10 protein-coding genes, 1 tRNA gene and 1 pseudogene are annotated in these 18124 nt (G+C 42.3%); 3 read left to right on the top strand and 9 right to left on the bottom strand.

Translation table 11 applies throughout. The annotated features are described in order from the left end of the window. Positions 1 to 263: 263 nt before the first annotated feature. Complete coding sequence (locus MSSIT_RS11625) at positions 264 to 2600, bottom strand: PGF-pre-PGF domain-containing protein (RefSeq protein ID WP_394296895.1); 2337 nt, start codon at positions 2598 to 2600, stop codon at positions 264 to 266. Positions 2601 to 2819: 219 nt separating this feature from the next. Then, on the bottom strand, positions 2820 to 5117 hold the full coding sequence (locus tag MSSIT_RS11630) for a PGF-pre-PGF domain-containing protein (RefSeq protein WP_231589774.1): 2298 nt from the start codon (positions 5115 to 5117) through the stop codon (positions 2820 to 2822). Between the two features lie 770 nt (positions 5118 to 5887). Here MSSIT_RS11630 and MSSIT_RS11635 point away from each other — a divergent pair. Then, a pseudogene (locus MSSIT_RS11635) lies at positions 5888 to 7066 on the top strand (IS110 family transposase). A gap of 243 nt (positions 7067 to 7309) precedes the next feature. Here MSSIT_RS11635 and MSSIT_RS11640 read toward each other — a convergent pair. The 7 genes from MSSIT_RS11640 to MSSIT_RS11670 all read right to left on the bottom strand — a co-directional run bounded on the left by MSSIT_RS11640 (position 7310) and on the right by MSSIT_RS11670 (position 15885). Further along, positions 7310 to 9604: a CDC48 family AAA ATPase gene (locus tag MSSIT_RS11640; protein WP_048172539.1), complete on the bottom strand. Its 2295-nt coding sequence runs from the start codon at positions 9602 to 9604 to the stop codon at positions 7310 to 7312. Positions 9605 to 9719: 115 nt separating this feature from the next. Further along, on the bottom strand, positions 9720 to 10370 hold the full coding sequence (locus MSSIT_RS11645; RefSeq protein WP_048172542.1) for a flavodoxin family protein: 651 nt from the start codon (positions 10368 to 10370) through the stop codon (positions 9720 to 9722). A 221-nt stretch (positions 10371 to 10591) separates the two neighbouring features. After that, positions 10592 to 10912 carry a winged helix-turn-helix domain-containing protein gene (locus MSSIT_RS11650; RefSeq protein WP_231589775.1) on the bottom strand — a complete coding sequence of 107 codons (321 nt, stop codon included), beginning with the start codon at positions 10910 to 10912 and terminating at the stop codon, positions 10592 to 10594. Between the two features lie 170 nt (positions 10913 to 11082). Continuing rightward, a tRNA-Val gene (locus tag MSSIT_RS11655) sits at positions 11083 to 11156 on the bottom strand. A 1729-nt stretch (positions 11157 to 12885) separates the two neighbouring features. After that, complete coding sequence (locus tag MSSIT_RS11660; protein WP_048172543.1) at positions 12886 to 14601, bottom strand: replication factor C large subunit; 1716 nt, start codon at positions 14599 to 14601, stop codon at positions 12886 to 12888. A gap of 308 nt (positions 14602 to 14909) precedes the next feature. Then, positions 14910 to 15113, bottom strand: coding sequence for a hypothetical protein (locus MSSIT_RS11665; protein ID WP_048172545.1), 204 nt, complete (start codon positions 15111 to 15113; stop codon positions 14910 to 14912). A 559-nt stretch (positions 15114 to 15672) separates the two neighbouring features. Further along, positions 15673 to 15885: a terminase large subunit domain-containing protein gene (locus tag MSSIT_RS11670; protein ID WP_048172547.1), complete on the bottom strand. Its 213-nt coding sequence runs from the start codon at positions 15883 to 15885 to the stop codon at positions 15673 to 15675. Positions 15886 to 16476: 591 nt separating this feature from the next. On the opposite strand from MSSIT_RS11670, the gene mtxX reads away from it, so the two are divergent. Both mtxX and MSSIT_RS11685 read left to right on the top strand, forming a co-directional pair. After that, positions 16477 to 17334 carry a methanogenesis marker protein Mmp4/MtxX gene (gene mtxX, locus MSSIT_RS11680; RefSeq protein ID WP_048172550.1) on the top strand — a complete coding sequence of 286 codons (858 nt, stop codon included), beginning with the start codon at positions 16477 to 16479 and terminating at the stop codon, positions 17332 to 17334. After that, a complete protein-coding gene (locus MSSIT_RS11685) occupies positions 17331 to 17924 on the top strand; it encodes a tetrahydromethanopterin S-methyltransferase subunit A (protein WP_082088978.1) in 594 nt (197 codons plus the stop codon). Before mtxX ends, MSSIT_RS11685 begins: the two co-directional genes overlap by 4 nt. Positions 17925 to 18124: the final 200 nt, after the last annotated feature.

Here is an 18124-nt window from a genome sequence, read left to right on the forward strand (position 1 = left end):
CTATCCTGAGAACTGGTTTCCTGATATTTGCCTGTATTCAGTTGTAAAATTGACTCCATAAATGGAGACTTCATCAATAATATAAAAATGTTAAGCTCAGTAGAATAATAATAGAATTTGATTAAGGGAAAAACGCTAACTTATAAAAATAATTTATTAAAATTCGCTCAGGGACGCCAGAAAGCTATTTTCTGTAGGTTCTAAGTTAAATGGGTCAAGGGGATCTCTAATAAGTCAGTTTTATTCAAATCAGCAACAAAAATTTATCTCCTTTTCCACAGGAAAATTCCAAGCAGCCCGACAATACAGTAAATAATTTCAAATCCAGGCATAATTACGCTTTTTTTTCCAGAAAAACTTGCATTATCGGTCTGGTTTCCTGTCTGCCCAGGTTTTGTTTTGACTTCAGCTCCAGTACTTTCATTGTTTTGTTCAGGACCCTGCGTGTCAGGTTCAGACAGGATTTCAGTTGAAGTTTCTTTTTCTGTCACCTTGCCTGTTATTGCAAAGGGAGAGAATCCAGGGGTTTCGGCTGTGAAATAAAGGTATGCATCATCTTCCCCTGATTGTCTGGTTACAAGCGGGTTCCATTCATTATCATTGTACCTGTTCAGGGTGATAGAAGCCTGTTCGATCTCTTCAGCCTGTATCCAGGCTTTTTCAACCTTGAAACATATTTCTGGATTTTCTATAGTATCCGAGGTACCATATCCACCGTTTCCAATCCAGAGATTAAAGAACTTATATAGATCATCTGGAGGGAGATCCGAAACCAGAGCAGATTTATTTTTCAGCATCTCTACAATGGCTGTTGTCTTACCTACTGTCTTTTTTGCATCAAAGCTGACGTAAACGACACAGGTTACGTTCTTCGTGAAATCAAACCTCGCAGCCTTGCCGTTTGTAATAAAGACCTGGGAAAGTTCCTTCACCTCAATATTTTTTGCAGGTTCGGGAGAGCCCCCGGCACCGCCACCACTACCGCTGCTGCTACCGCTACTGTGACTGCTTCCTCCACCGCCTTCTTCACTACTTCCTCCATTGTCTTCTTCATTACTTTCCCAGACATCACTGCTACCGTCAATGCTGCTGCCACTGCTATTGTATGTCATATCAAATTCTGACTTAGAGGCATATAGCGTATTTCCATACGGACCTATGTTGATCCTGTCTCCATTGGGTTCGGGTTCGTTAGAAAAATCAGATAAGGAATAGCCTGCATCGATGCATGGAGAACTAATATTATCGTTCACCCAGAAGCTCCCATTCCAGCGACCTGCTTTTGACTTCAGGCGGTAGTCGTGTATATCCCTGTCTGCGTATTGAGGATCTGAATTAATATCCGAAGGCGAAGCCTCAACACCTGTGTAATCACCGCCAGCATTGTTATAGAAGGAGTTATTCTGCAGGACAAATAAGTGGGTGTCCGTAAGCAGGTTACATATTCCATACCCTTCTCCTCCCGGTGACACACAAGTATTTGTTATGATGTTGTTTCTTACCGTAATCACATACCCTGAACCATCCGGAGACGAATAGTATGCCCTATCCTGCACAATACCAGCTCCGTATGCTCCATCAATCACATTGTTTTCAATAAGCCCGTTAAACCCCTCGGATAAGATTCCACCCGTTACTTCACTGCTTAAACGAATTCCGGTATCGTATATCTGGTTATGGTGGATGTGCACATTTGCTGAGGATGTGGAATAATTTCCGGACCCGAAGACCAGAATCCCCGAAAGAGCAGTGTTGTATATTACATTATTGCAGACCTCAATATCGTCCATGGCATAATCCGGTCCTTCTTTCTGGACCTCGATCCCTGCCCCGCCGGAACCTTCGGACCTGATATTATTGTTATGGAATCTGGCATTGTTTGTATTGTATAATCGCAGGCCACTGTTTGTTCGGCAGGTTATTGTGTTGCCGTAAGCTTCCACTTCCGAACAGATAATGGCATATAGAACATCGTGGCCCAGTAAGTAGGCTTCATTATTGTAGAATTTTACGTTCGAACAGTTTTCAGTCTTTAAGCCGTCCCCATGGTTGTTTGTCAGGTACATATTATACACACTTATGTTCTGACAATCGCTCAGGTGGATAAGATTGTAGTAGCCTTTCCCGCTAACCACATTTGTATTTCCTTCCCGATTTCCGTCAATAGTAAAACCGCAAATTGTAATGTTGCGGCTTCCAGAATTATTTTCTTTAATCATCGGCTTGTAGTTTGACCATTTAGCATTACTAACAAGCTTGATTTTTGCATCCGAATCTCCTTCCAAGGTAGTATTGCTGCCTATAAGGAGGGTGTCGTCAACAACGTAAGTAAACGGCCCTCTGAGATAGACAGTTGTATATTCAGGATTTTCTGCCAAGAAGTTAAGAGCCTGATTGATCTGGACATGGTCCTCCGTTCCATCACAGTTAAAATCTCCACTTCCATCTCCCGCAACGTAGACTATTGGTGCTGAACTCGTGTATAAAGCTGCAGGAACGCCTGCAAGTATAATAACGAAGTCTGTAAGAAGGAAGCTTGTAAGAAGGAAGCCTGTAAGGAGGATGCCAGTAAGCAAAAATTTTTTGCATTTTTGATTCAATATCTGTCACCTGTAAATTCTCTGCAGCTTGTTAACATCCTACGGATTCACATTCCATGTATTCACTTTCTACTGGTTCTTCAGTCCAACTGTAAAAATCCTGAAAAGTCTCATATTTTAACGGGAATTGGACCACAAACACAAACTTCTATAAAAAGGAAAAATCAGATAGCAGGGATTAATTATCCCTGCCATCTACTGCATTTGTCCCCTTTTCCATTATCCTCTTCTCCATAGGAAAATTCCAAAAATCCCGATAATACAGTAAATAATTTCAAATCCAGGCATAGTCTTCTCAGGCTTCTCTTCAATTTCGGATTCCATACTTTCGTTTTGTTCGGGAACCTGATCAGCTTCAGGCAGGATTTCAATCACATTTTCCTGGACTGTAAGCTTGCCAGTGATTGCAAAAGGTGAGAACTCCGGAGTTTCGGCCGTGAAATACAGATACTCGTCATCTTCCCTGAGCAGGGTGCACGGAAGTTCATTCCATTTCTTTTCACTGTACCTGTTCAGGAAGATTGAAGCCTGTTCAATGCCTTTGTCCTGTATCCAGGCCTTCTCAACCCTGAAACAGACAACTGCGTTTTCGATATTCTTTTCAGTTGCATACCCGCTGTTCCCTACCCAGATATTAAGGTAACTGTATACCTCGCCTTCAGGTGCTTCCGGGGTAAGCGTCGATTTGTTTTTCAACATTTCAACAATAGTAGTTGTCTTTCCAACCGTCTTCTTAGAATCAAAGCTCAAATAAACAATAACAGTAGCGTTCTTCTGGAAATTAAACTTTGCAGGGTTATCATTTGTGATGAAAACCTGGGAAAGTTCCTTGACCTCAACGTTTTTTGCAGGTTCGGGAGAGCCACCCCCTCCGCCACTACTTTTGCCACTGCTACTGTGACTGCTTCCCCCACTGTTGCTTCCTTCGGAACTGCTCTCCTCCAGCACGGATATTGAGGCAGTTTTTGAAGAGGCACCGCCTGTGTTGCTCACTGCAAGGCAAATATTAAAGGTTCCTGCCGTGCAGTAAGTATGAACCGGGTTCTGCTCGGTTGAAGTATATCCGTCTCCGAAGTCCCAGTTCCAGGAAGCTGGAGTTCCTGTACTGCTGTCACAAAACTGAACTGTTAGCGGGACATTTCCGGATGTTACATTTGAGTAGAAATTAGCCGAGGGAGGTTGTGGCAGTACTGTTATGTAATTTACTTTTTGAGTGGAATTTGATCCTTCGTCGTTTGTCACAGTCAATCTGACAGAGTAATTACCGACACTGGAATATTCATGGACTGGATTCTGGCCTGTTGAGGTATTTCCGTCCCCAAAGTCCCATTCCCAGGATGTCCTAACGCCGGTTGACGTATCCGTGAAAGCTACACTCAGAGGCTGGTTTCCGGTTGTGCAGTTGCTTGTGAAATTAGCAACAGGAGTTGCCGGCTCAACAACCTTAATCGTCTGGAGCATCGAATCGCTGAAAACGTCATTTGTTACCGTCAGATTGACCGTATAGGTTCCAGGGGTTGTATACGTATGTACGATATTTGCAGTATTACTTGCAGGCGAACCGTCCCCGAAATCAAGCAGTTCGGTTGTCTGGTTGATACTGTAATCCGTAAAGGTTACACTCTTCCCGGCGAATAAAATATTTGTAGAAGCCGTGAAATTTGCAGTCACGTTCGAGAATCTGGGTAGTGGTTCCCAGGAAGTATTTCCCAGCTCTCCCATGCGATAAAAAACCCCGCCATTATTACTTGTATAGTTCAGAATCGCATCCAGTCTTGCGGTTGAAGTTTGGTATCGTCCGGTAACATTTTCAGTAATAGTATGCCCATATAATACCAGTACGGTCCCGTCTTCTATTGCGCGGTCAATTCCATATAGTATAGACTGCAAGCTTGTATCGGTGTGTTCATCTATTTCAACACCATACAGAAGTTGAGCATCGTCCCAATCGTAGTAAGCCAGTGGTGTTTGATTTACATTATCGTTTATAACATCCGGGACTCCGGTTCTGAGTGTTCGGAAATATGGAGCCACTATTGCATCGGTGGTCGGCCTTCTATCCGAATAGGGATACGCTAAAGTCGAAACCGGATATCCATACCGGGTGATTTCTACAATGTTCGGGAAAATTTCCTGATCCAGCCACTCTGTGGGATTATGATTACTTAGAAACGTAACTGAATTTGTGTGATTGTATCCATGTGCAGCTATTTCCCACCCGGCCTCGTGCAGTGCATTGAGTTCATATAACAGAGTCTCCTGTGGAATCTTGCTGTTACTTAGTTTATTAACATTCATAGTGCACGTGGCGTTATACTTCTGGAATATTGACAAATATTGATAACAGGTCACAATATGTCCTGTATCATCCCAGGATAGGGCAATACCTCCTGGTCTGTTGAAGCCCGTTACGCTGTGGGGATTTAAGGTTGTACTGTCATTATTTATGCCGTTATTTCCGTGTTCTGAATTGTCAACTGTGGTATTTCCTCTGTCTTCTGTCCAGTTGCAATACAAAAGTTGATCTGTATCTGCATATGTGGGACTGGCTAGACTAATTACAAATATGAGAAATAGTCCATATTTTACATATGGTTTAAAATTGTAAAGTTTCATCACGATCGAACCTCTTCGCTGGGACAAAATTAACCATTTTTCTTGCAAATCGATTAAAAACCCCCTTTTTTTGATTTCAATGCAAGAAATTCTTCTTTTTGAAATTCAAACAAAGATTTCCCTTTTTCCTTTGTTGTAAATTTAGGGTTATGATTAGGGTGTGTAGCTGGCATGGATAGTATAACTAGACTTTATAAGTTCAAACACGCTAAATATACAGAAAATGAAGCCTAATTATATGCATACATCTGGACTTTGATAGAGAGTTTCACCTCAAACAAGGAAAAATATTGTTATATAGTAGCGTATACTACTTTAAAATATTTGTGATTAAGTAAGCCATGTTCGGATCGCCTCCATAACCGACAATAATTATAAAAAAGGTGAGCTTTGTAGAAAACCTGCCAAAATCAACGAATAGACTAAAAAACGCATATGAAATTCTTCGAATAACATGCACAACCAATGAAAGTATTCTATGGTCTTCCTTTTTTACCTTTTAACTCCATCATTATCTTGGGCAGGAAGGTTGTACTTATTTGGGCTCTTGAAGCCGTCAAAAAACTAACCAGTGAATTGCCATCGAAGGCGTAACTGTGACCTTGATCACGGATGCCAAGTTGCCTTCGAGACAATCATACTGCCCATACAAAAATATGGGGTAATGTAACTTGGCAGGAATAATAAACAAAGCTTGCGGTTTAGATATCCATAACAAATTTTTAATTGCCACAATTCTCAGCATATTCGGTGAGAAAAAGCAACTTCGTTTTAAGAGGACTGAAAAAGGCATTTTAGACCTTAAAAACTGGGTTATCTCAGAGAAATGTGATGTTGTTGCATGTGAATCAACAAGCGATTTTTGGGTTCCGATTTATGAGTCACTGATAAACTATCTAACTGTTATTGTTGGAAATGCTCGTGACATGAAGGCTTTTACCCACAAAAAAACGGACAATATCGACTCTGAGTTTATTCAGATCATATATTCGCCTTCGTCACAAACTTGTGCAAAAAAGGACAGATATAAAAAATGTGGCTCATGCAATTCTTGCCTCTGAAATGTTTCATCTAAATGATGTGCTTACCGATATTTTTGGTAAGAATGGAATCATAATTCTATCAGGAATTTCTTCAGGTAAGAATGTCGATCAGATCATAGAGAGTCTCTCCCCAAATGTTCGCAAAAAAAGTGATAAGATAAGAGGTTCTTGACCGTGAAATGTCTTTAAGCGCTGCAATCAGGATTCAAACCTGTTTAAGCCTGATCAACAATATTGATGAACAGATTAACATCTTAGAAGCAGAAATTTTCCGGTATGTTTACACTAACCATAACCGTGAAATGAAACTTTTAATGTCCTCTCCAGGTGTTGGTGAGATTAGTGCCGCAACTATCATAGCCGAAGTAGGCGATTTCAATGACTTTTCATCCGGAGCTAAACTTGCTTCATGGCGTGGGCTGGTACCTAGAGTTTACCAATCCGCAGATAAATAACATAATGGGAGGATCACAAAGAGAGGATCAAAAGTTGCAAAATGGATTTTAATTCAGGTTGCTCAGGCGGCAGCAAGAAAAAAATGGAAGCATGTTAAAAGAATTTTTTGAACGGAAGAAGAAAACAATTGGACACTCAAAAGCGATAGTTGCTCTGACAAGGAAAAGTGTGACAATTCTGTGGCATCTCATAACAAAAGATGAAATGTACGGGGATGAAATGTGATACAAAAAGGGAGAAGTTCAAAAGAGAAAGATTATTGAGAGTGAGGAATTCTTGATTGATGAAAGGATATCAATAATTAGTGAAATCTTTGCTATTGTAAAGAAAGAGGAAACTGACAGTACGTGAAGACATAGAATCCTCAAGTTCACATTCCGGACCCTGGCTCCAACTTAACAGGACTAAAATGTGATGTTGGTGTCCAATATAATCAGAAATTTTGAACGAGTGGCCGGAGTGCGAAATAAAAGATACTTTCATGCCAAATTTGAAAAAAATTTAGCGGCAAGGATCCCTATTAACTGATTTATCTATTCTGAAGCTTGTAGGGGATCTTATCTACACACCTGTTAGAACTTTTCGCTTTTCCACTCATACATAATAGGGGTTTTCTATTTCCTTTGACTTCCTTTTTCTCAGTTCTCCTTTTATCGCCTCGTAGTATTTCATCGTATCAGGAGTGACTGAAGGTCCCGTTTCTTCAATCGCCTGCAGGAAATGTTTCTGTCTGACTTCTTTTGCGTGCAGGTCTTCCCGCAGCGCATACCTTCCTGCTTTTTTACACACAGCTGCGATGTCGGCACCTGTATACTGGTCCGTAAAAGAAACGAGTTTTTCAATATCAACATCCTCTGCAAGTGCCATATTTTTTGTATGGACCCTGAAAATTTCCCTGCGGGCTCCCTCATCCGGAACAGGGACAAGGATCAGCTCATCAAAACGCCCGGGCCTTAGGAGAGCCGGGTCTATTATATCAGGCCGGTTGGTTGCCCCTATTACCACAACAGCCCTTAGTTCCTCAAGCCCGTCCATCTCGGAGAGTAGCTGGTTAAGGATCCTGGCTGTAACCTGGGGCTCGCCTACGGAAGTCCCGCGGATGGGGGCAAGCGAATCAAGCTCATCAAGGAAAATAATGGATGGAGAAACCTGCCTTGCCCGCGTAAAAACTTCTGCAATCCTCTTTTCGGATTCCCCGTACCATTTGGAGAGCAGGTCGCTTCCCTTGGCAGTTATAAAGTTGGCGTCGGACTCGTGGGCAATGGCTTTTGCAAGCAGGGTCTTTCCGGTGCCCGGAGGCCCATATAGGAGTACACCTTTGGGAGCTTCAACCCCTATATCCCTGTAAGACTCAGGATTCTTCAAAGGCCACTCCACAACTTCTTTAAGAAGCTCTTTTACTCTCTCAAGACCGCCCACATCTTCCCAGCTGACATTGGGAACCTCTATCAGGATTTCTCTTATGGCTGACGGCTGAACATCTTTAAGGGCATTTTCAAAGTCTTCCCTTGTGACCTGAAGGGTATCGAGGATCTCTTTTGAAATTTCAGGTTCGTTAAGGTTAATTCTCGGCAAAATCCGCCTAAGTGCACTCATGGCTGCTTCTCTGCAGAGTGCGGCAATATCGGCTCCCACAAACCCGTAGGTTATCTGGGCGAAGTCCATCAGGTTTACATTTTCGGCAAGAGGCATTCCCCTTGTGTGGATCTGGAATATCTCAAGCCTTCCTTCCGTATCCGGAACCCTCAATTCAATTTCCCTATCAAACCTGCCCGGACGGCGGAGTGCAATATCAAGGGCTTCAGGACGGTTGGTTGCTCCTATGACAATGACATTCTTGCGGGCCTTAAGCCCGTCCATCAGGGAAAGAAGCTGGGCAACGACTCTCCTTTCTACTTCTCCGGTCACTTCAGCTCTCTTAGGGGCAATCGAGTCAATCTCGTCCAGGAAGATAATTGCCGGAGCATTCTTTTCGGCATCCTCAAAGATCTCACGAATTGCCCTCTCGGATTCCCCGTAGTACTTGGACATTATCTCCGGGCCGTTGATGGAAATGAAATAGGCATCTGATTCGTTAGCAACTGCTTTTGCAAGCATTGTCTTTCCCGTTCCGGGTGGGCCTTGCAGCAGTACTCCCTTCGGAGCATCGATTCCAAGCCTGTCAAAGAGTTCAGGATGCTTAAGGGGCAGTTCTATCATTTCCCTTACCTTGCTGATGGCATCTTTGAGCCCTCCCAGGTCCTCATACATGACAGTAGGGATATTTTGTTCGGAGACTATTTCCATAGCTTCCGGCAGGAGCTCTACATGCGTCATATCCGTAATCTTAACTATTCCCGCAGGAGCGGTAGATACCACCTGCAGTTTAATTTCTCCAAGCCCGAAAGATGGTCCGAAGCCTTGCCCGAAAAAGTCCTGGAAAAAATCTTCAAACATGACCCCTTTCCCAAAATTTTCCCTCCCCTCGGACCTCCTGAGGCTTGTAGTGGAAATGAAATCCCCTTTTGAAGCCGTGCGGTTTATAAATACGGCCTTGAGGGTTTCACTTGGGGCATAGATCTGCATGCCCTGGGCTACAGGAGCAAGGGTTACACTCTTTGCCTCTTTCCAGTCTGCTTTGCTGATATCCGCATATTCCCCTATACTGGTTTTTGCATTGGTGCGAATGAGCCCGTCCATGCGGATGATATCAAGCCCGGCATCACTGGGATAGGGACGGCCTATAAGGGCAGAAGTTGATTTCCCTCCTTTAATCTCTACAACATCAAAGGGCTTCAGGCTAAGTTTTTCCCTGAATCTTTCGTCGATTCGGACAATCCCTTTTCCGACATCCCGTTGATCAGCTTCTGCAACCTTAAGTTTTATAATTGATTTACCCTCTTCAGTCAAATAACACCCTCCATCTCCTCATGAAGTATTCCCCTCAGTAAAGTATTCCCCTCAGTAAAGTATGAATACTTTTTCGAAAAACAAAACAGCTTATGCCTTTCAGGCAGTTTCGGCTTCAATTACTTACACTTTTCGCCTCTTCGTCAAGCCTTTTTAAATTGGTAGGGATAGGATTTTTTTTGAGAAGTTTTGAGAAGTACACAAGGTTATGTGCCATATACCTTACTGTCCGGTTTGTATAAAGATGCTTATCCCCTCCTGCTTCTATATAACTGGGCCCGGGCCCCGCATCTCCCACCCAGTAGCAGTCCACATTTGGAGGCACGGTACAACCGAGGTGTGTAAGGTTGAAGAGTATGGTTGAACATACGTCGTGTGCTCCGTCTTCGTTTCCTGTAACGATGACTCCTGCAACCTTTCCGTAGAGGGGATACTGCCCGGTTTCGGGATCTCCTTCCATATATGTCCCATCCAGCCTTTCAATTACCAGCTTGGATACCGAAGAGAGTACCCCAAACCAGATAGGAGTTGCTATAACAAGGACATCACAGGCTTTAATTTTTTCAAGGATAAATGGCCATTCGTCACCGTTTCCTTCATCTGAAGAAGTTCCAAAGGCTACATTATGATCAATAACCCTTATTACCTCACTTTCAACCCCCAGCTCTTTAAAAATTATAACCGCCTTGTCCACAAGCGCGCGAGTGTTCGAGACCTGAGGTGATTTTTTCAGTGTGCAGTTTAAAAAAAGTGCCCTCATCGCCATAGTATATATGTTTCCAAATGCCGTTATATATACGGGGGCGCATAAATGTTCAGAAGAATTGTTCCTTAATTAAGGATGATCGAAGAGCGGAGTGAGCGAAAAACAGAACGACCGAGAAATAGAAATATCAAGAAATGAAGACCGAGAAATAAATAAAAGAAAATAGATTAAAAGGAAAAACAGATAAACAAATTAAAAACTTAAATAAAAAAGGAAGCTCCTTAAAGTTTAAGTTCTTTAGCCATTTCCTGGAAAACTTTACCTTTATCTGTTGTGATGAAAACACCGTTCTCATGCCTGATAAGCTCTTTTTCCTTTAACATTTCAAGGTATTTCTGAGCAATGTTAAAGTTAAGATTTACCTCATATACGATATGTGTTTTCTTTGCCCCGTTCATTGCAACTCTTAAAATATCTACTGCAATATCTGTCCTGCTTCTTCTCTTCAATATTAACTCCTCCCCCACTGTAGATTCAAAATAATCTTTGTAAGAGTCAACGCTTTCAAAATATATTAAAGCGTATCTTTTTGTAGGTAACAAAGATTCTAATCTTTATCGTTTCCCTTTCTATATAACAATATCAGTATTATATAATGTAGTAAGTTCTAAAAAGGAAATCTAACCTGCGGTGGCTATTCAATAATACAAATATGAACTACTTCTATATAAAAAAAACGGATCAGTTCTTAAAAGAGTTTTACTAAAATCAGTGGGCCCGCTGAGATTCGAACTCAGGATCCCCGCCGTGTAAAGGCGATGTCATGACCGACTAGACCACGAGCCCAGTTTGCTATTAGTGACATTTTCCAGATGCTTGCCTGACAAGCAACTGCTTGAAATGCAACTCCAACATGTCACTAGTTATATATATGTCTTTTGTTCGGAGAAGGCTCAGAACATTAGCAGCAATGATAAAAATAGTTCCCTTTTCCTAATAATTTCTTCCTGATAGTTCTCTCTTCCTGTTCTGGATCCTGGGCTGATGAAGACCGAAACAGAAGTTTTTTAAGTAGCCTTTTTGAGAGGTATAATAAGTTCTAACTTTGCAGATATCCTTTCTGTTATTTTTTGAAACAGAATTCTCACAAGCAAAATATATTTATACGAGATTAGCATGGTGTAATATGTGAGCGGGTCTCTCTTTTGTAAGATAACCCCAACCCCCCAACACCCCAATTCATACTCCCAACCCGCTCATACATTTTCTAATATTACCTGCTTATTTTGTTTAATTTTATTGTTTTTTTGTATTGTGCTATTTTCAGGATATATCCGGAAGGTACTGGATTCTCATGAATTATTATTCAAGGGAATCGTAAAAACCAAACCATAACTCAATTTAGTTTTGCCAAATTCAAGAAGACTTCAGGATGACATCAAGTAATACTTTATTGTTAATTGACCGAAAGTTATCCCCCTGAGAGAAGCTGCTACTGTAATTAGTTACCTTCTTGAGCAAATTTCACTTTTTAACCTATCAAGTAGTCTTTTTGAGCTCAGTAGTATTATTTCCTACCTGTATATTCCTACAGTATCATTAAGAGCCCTGAAACCCTGATATTCTTAACCTGATTGTGTTTATTTTCCAGAGAAAAACTATATTGTGGGACAGTTTGAGGTATTAGCATCCATCTGACTGTAATTATAATTTATTATGAATATTATCGAAAGCTATTTATAGTATGTAATGTCTACTCATGCTTAGTGAGCGGGTCTCTTTTCCATAGTATAACCCCAAACCCATATTCCCCAACTATTCCCCCAACTATTCCCCAAACCCCCCAACCCGCTCACTAACTTTTCTCTCGACTCTTTTCTCAACTTTGTTCGATAGTAGCATTAAGTATCATTATGATCTCAACGCTTCTTAACATTGTTAGACTCTCCTTAACATTTCTTTTTATCGTCTCAACTTTTTTTCACTATCCTACAAGTTTTAATCCAGGATACCGGTTTAATGGATGAGATGAGGGTTTAATGATCTTAACATACCCATATAAATAGTCTGTAAATCCTAAAAATCAATAATTTTGGATGTATATATAAGTAGGATGAATATGAGAATACTTTCCATCTAAGACTCCTTAAATAAGGCGGAAAACAATCTGTACTATATATATTTAAAAAATATTTATATATAAAATTCTATACTAATATTTGTGAGCGGACTCCGGTCCAAACTTCCCAATACCGGCAACTTCTTCTTTCATTCGAGTCAATCCGTCAGTTCCGCCCACATAAAACTTTAGTTCCTCTTTTGCGGTCATGGATGTTCTTTCTATGCTCCCGAATGTGTATGCCCGCTGTACAAATAACAAAATTGTATAAATAGCAAAAAATCCAGTTGTATCCTTCTAAATCTGAGGTAGAGTAAGAGCAAAGTTTAAAACTTGCCTGAGCAGGTTATTTTCAGAACGGAAGCTTTAAAGAGAGTTTAAGGCAAACAAAAAAGAATTTTTTCGGATTCTCCAACCTGGAAAAGAAAGAATAAGTGGTTAGCGCTCTACAATTATTCAAAAGTCAAAGAGTGTTTTCTGGTTTTTAGGCTCTGCTTTCTTTGCCCCATCTCCTGTACTATCCTGCACACTTTCGGAAGGTGAAACCTTATCCAATATCTTTTGTTTGAAAGGTTCATTGTTAGACGGATTCCCCTTTTTCGAAGGCTTGGAGGAGGTTTTCTGCTCTACAGATTCAGAAAGGGCTTTCTTTTCCGGCAGAGGTGTGGAAAAAGAAAATAAATTCTTTTCTGCAGGTTTCGAATCGTCCACTGGTAGTTTCCCAGAATTCTCTTTTTCCTCATAGTTTTCTTTTTTCTCCGAATTTACTTTTTTTTCGGAGGTCTCAAGCAGGGAGTTAAATCCTATGTTAAGGGTTTTCTGCTTGTTGTCCACTGCAGGCATAGGAGCTTTAAAAAAATCCGGATCTGCAGTTTCATCCTTACCCTCTTCGAGAAGTTTCTGCGCCTCGTCATAAATTTTCTGCAGTTTTTTGCTTGCCTTTGTACTTCCTGTAAGATACATCAACTCTTCAAGCTCAAGTCTGAGATTTGCGGTAACTTCCACTGCGGATTCCTCATCCTTCAGCATACGGGAGTAAAACCCCAGGAGGTTGTTTCTGGAGTAGTGCATCGACTCAAAGCTGTGTTCCCCGATTTTCGAAGCAATATTGTCCCGCATGTCCCGTTTCGAACGGGTCTGTCCGAGCCTTTTCCAGAGTGAAGGCTGCTGGTATTTGATAAAGCCCGGATACGGCTTTGTCTTTGAAAGGGCAGCCCCGCAGACCATGAGCATGCTGGCATATCTCCACATCCTGTAATTCTGGCGCTTCTTTACACGTCCCAGATACAGGTCTGCTTTTGAAATGTATCCAAATCCCGTCCTTATATCTTCGAGGTTTCCGTCCTTGCGGGCATACTGGATGGGCAAATTTTCATCAATCCAGTGTACGAGATCTTCAGGACTTTCATCAAGCCCGTATGCCGATTCAAGCGCCTTTCTACAGTCAGTGCTTTTAAAAATCTTCTGCATCGCCTTAAAGATGTTCTCTTTTACATCCCTTTCCGCAGTCCCTATATCTTCAACTTCGAGCTTTTCCTTTCCGTTCGCTGCAGCCTGAAGGTCATTCATTGCACTCCTGAAGTCTCCTCCCGCATTTTCTGCAATCTGCAGGAGAGCTTCCTGACTGCAATTAACTTCCTCCGCTTTACAGACCTTTTTCAAAGCAGGAACCATCGAACGGCTCTGCACGGACCCGAACTTTATTTCCAGGCAGAGGTTCCGGATTGTGGGTGTCAACCCGTAAATATCATTTGCAATAAGCACAATCGGCTGAAGTGTTCCTTTTATGATTCCGGAAATCGCCCTCATCCCGCCCCGATCTGCAGTCCCGTGGATGTTGTCCGCCTCATCAAGAATAATGAGCCGCTTGCTCCCAAAAAGACTATTCATTGACGCTGCAGAGCCAGCAATCTTCTCAATAACCCCTGCCGTCCTCTGGTCGCTCGCATTGAGTTCGATAACATCCCACTCCATATCCCTGGCCAGAGCATGAGCACTTGAAGTTTTTCCTATCCCTGCAGGCCCGTAGAGAATCACTGCCCTCGTCTCAGGAATCCCGGACTGCCATTCCTCAGCCCATGCCCTGAAATCCCGCACTGCCTTCTTGTTCCCCACGACATCTTCAAGGGTCTGGGGTCGGTATTTTTCAGCCCATTCGATTGCCAACATCATCTTAAACCATACCAATAAGAAAATTTCCTTATATGAAACCTTATCTAATTTAATAAAGTTGGTGAGTAGGTGAAAACAGCATGAATACTAAAGAACTAATTGAAGATTCGTATATAAAAAATTGGCTGTCCGGTATCAATGCAAAGAAAACAACCAGAGAGGGGTACACCTACAGCTTAAGAGCTACATCGGGTTTTTAGCTAAGATGCCTGAACAAATTATCATAGAGTCAGAAGAAGATATCAGATCCGGCAAGTTGATGAGGGAAAATTAACTGGTGTCAGAAGTTTTTATAATTTTTATAACATTCAATTACCTGCGCTGCCTGGATCTACCATCTCAAGAAGTGTTCCAGAAACAACTTTAATGAACGGGCTGATAACTCTGAAAATAAGATTAGGGCTGTTGACGAGGAGCAATCTCTTCAGCCAGATAGCCAGAACTATGCAGTCAATAGGGGCAGGATCTGCTACAGGCATCTTATTCTTGGTATTCTTGAGCCAGTCCAGCATCTTGGAGTAATTTGCATATTCATCATAAGATATCTGGCCCAGGGTTGCACCTGCAGGAGGGAGTTGAGATTTTTTTGGAGAATCTTTTTTGGAGAATCAGCAGATTTGAAGAAGGAAAAATATTTCATGGGGTCGGTTTTTGGAACCGACTATAAAAAGGAAAGTCGACTTTAACAACGTGTGCTCTCTTTTGAGAGATCGAAATGTAATATACCTCTCCGCAATTAGGGCACATGAATAAATGACTTACAGAGCTACAAACGCCCCCGAGATCACATTCTATGTTATCTGCTTCTGTTATCTGTCCGCATCTACAGATAATCTTCATGTTTTAATCAATGCTTTCATGTTATTTATGTTCTGAAACCTCCGCCTGAAATGCCCATGCCGTCCAAGGTAATGGTCTACCGGATACGGGGCTTAATCAGATTGTTCACAATAAAATAATCAGCATACGACAGAGTATCAACTTAATCGTCGTTCCTGAAATTTGGGAATTTGAGAAGTTCTTCTTCCCATGCGTTGAGCTAATGTGCCCCTGCCCGAAAGTATGTCGTTTTCAATTTGAGCCTGATAGCTTCATCTTCTTCCTGCCTGGTGTAGAAAGTACTCTCATACCACATTCCCAGACTCTTGCCCTGATTGTCTCGCTCTTGGCTTCTTCTCGGTTTTTGAATGGGTCATCTATGATGCCTATGTCGAAACCAGATCCTGTAATACTTCCACGAATCCCTGAGATGTACACTCCTTCATGCCCTACTATCTCAAACATAGAAGCGTTCTGGGTGGAGTGATCCCGGATATCAAGGCCCTTTGATCCAGGGGCCAGTTTTGTGTCAGGAAAAAGGATTTGATACTCTTTTGACTCGTTATCCTCTGTTCGTCCCTGTTCATTCTGGAGGCAAGGTTTGCACTGTAAGAAGTCGCTATAATCCTTGTGTCTGGACTCCTTCCGAGTATATAAGCAGGAAACCGCCTGGAAACCAGTTCCGACTTCCCATGCCGAGATTGAGATAATAAGGCATTCGAGCTCTCCACTTGATCATGTTCAATGATCCTGATGAGCTCTGCATTAGGAAAAAAACGTAACATATAATTCATTCCTCCGCCCTAAACAACGTTAACTGCTCATAAAATATTCTGCTTGAGCTCATATCGATGCTAAAAACCATCAAGTAGTCCTCTTGAGTTAAACGAAGTGGAGCGAAAAGGACCTCGTGCTGTTGCACTTGCAGTGCAACTCCCAGAAAATTTCCGATTTCCTGTTATCCCGAAGCGAAACTCGGGAAGGGCAAAATTAATTAATGTTTGTGTTTGTTTTTCTTTGAACTACTTCAAATCTTACATAAAAGTCTGGATAGATATGGAAAAGAACGGCATGTATGCCCTCCTCGAGGCTATCGAAGCACGAGCCCGGATGAACAGGGCAAGAGTAGCTATGGGAATCAGGGACCCGAATCCCAAAACTCTTGAGAGTGCATTGAGAGCCCAGGTTCTGGGATATGCACAGGTTGTCCTTGTAGGAGACAAAAAAAAGATTGACAGGATCGGGACAGATCTTGAGGTTGTGGATACTGACGACCCCGAAAAAGTCCTTTCCGAACTCCTGGTTTCAAGAAAAGTAGATGCTGCTATACGAGGCACTGCAAAGGCCTCCAGAACCCTTTCAAACCTAAAAGGAGCTCTCGATATGAAAAGGGTTTGCCGACTTGCCCTTCTTCTGACCGCGGATGGAATCCCCTTTTTCCTTGCTCCTGTCGGAATAGACGAAGGAAACACGATTTCAGATAAACTCCGTATGATCATCCTTGGCGCAGAGCACATAAGGAGGCTGGGAGTCGAACCTGTAGTGGGAGTGCTGTCCGGGGGCAGGATGGGAGATCTGGGAAGGGACAGGCGCGTGGACAGAACTCTTGCAGACGGGGAATTTGTAGCTTCAAGGGCTCTGGAACTCGGGATCAATGCCAATCACTATACAATTCTTATTGAAGACGCAATAAAGGAATCAAACTTTATCGTTGCCCCCGACGGAATTTCGGGCAACCTTATTTTCCGGACCGTCGCTTTCCTCGGAGGAGGTGACGGGCTCGGAGCTCCGGTATTAATGGATGATTATGTGTTTGTTGACACATCCAGGGTGGGTGGACATTTCACAAAAGCCATCATGCTTGCAAGTGCCCTCTCTTACCTTCACAAGGAAAGAAAAAAGGTGATTCGCTGAAGACCATTGCAGAGAACTGGCCCCCTTTAAGAGGGGACTATGTCACAGGAAACCCGGATTCCAGGATTGCGGTCGTAACCCTCGCAAGCAATCTTGAGGCCCTCCCCGATGCAGCTATCTGGGGGAGTTCGAAGACTGAAAACCTGGGTGTGGAAAAAATAATCGTGAACGTAATCTCAAACTCCAATATCCGGTATGTGCTCGTCTGCGGGACCGAGTCAAGGGGCCATCTGGCAGGCCATTCCCTGCTTGCAATCCATGCAAACGGGATTGATGAAAAAGGCAGGATTATAGGGTCGCAGGGAGCAATTCCCTTTATAGAAAATATCTCCAGAGAGGCAATCGAACGCTTCCAGAAGCAGGTTACACTCCTTGACAGAATAGGTTTGAACAACTCCGAAGAGATCCGGCAGATTGTTGAGGATTACAGGGATAGGGGCGAAGTATACCCTGAAGAAACAATGGTTGTCTGTGCTCCGAAAAAGAGGAAGGCTTCTTTTGCAGTTCCTGCTTCTGGAGATGTGATAATCTCTGGAGAACTTGTAATGGATTCAAGGGCAGGAATTATCTGTCTGGCAGAAAAACTCTGAAGACAGAAAAACCTTGAGGCCGAAAGTTTCAGGACCTTCATCAGAAAGTTTCCTCTATCTAGAATGATATCAGTTTGAATATATATTTTTAATCAGTATGTTTTATATGGATGTTTTATATGGATGTATTATATGGATGTTTTGCGATTAAGGAAGTTAATTCGAATTCTGAAACCATAAGCAAGAAATCGGATATCAGG

The sequence above is a fragment of the Methanosarcina siciliae T4/M genome (genome assembly GCF_000970085.1).
GTDB lineage: Archaea > Halobacteriota > Methanosarcinia > Methanosarcinales > Methanosarcinaceae > Methanosarcina > Methanosarcina siciliae.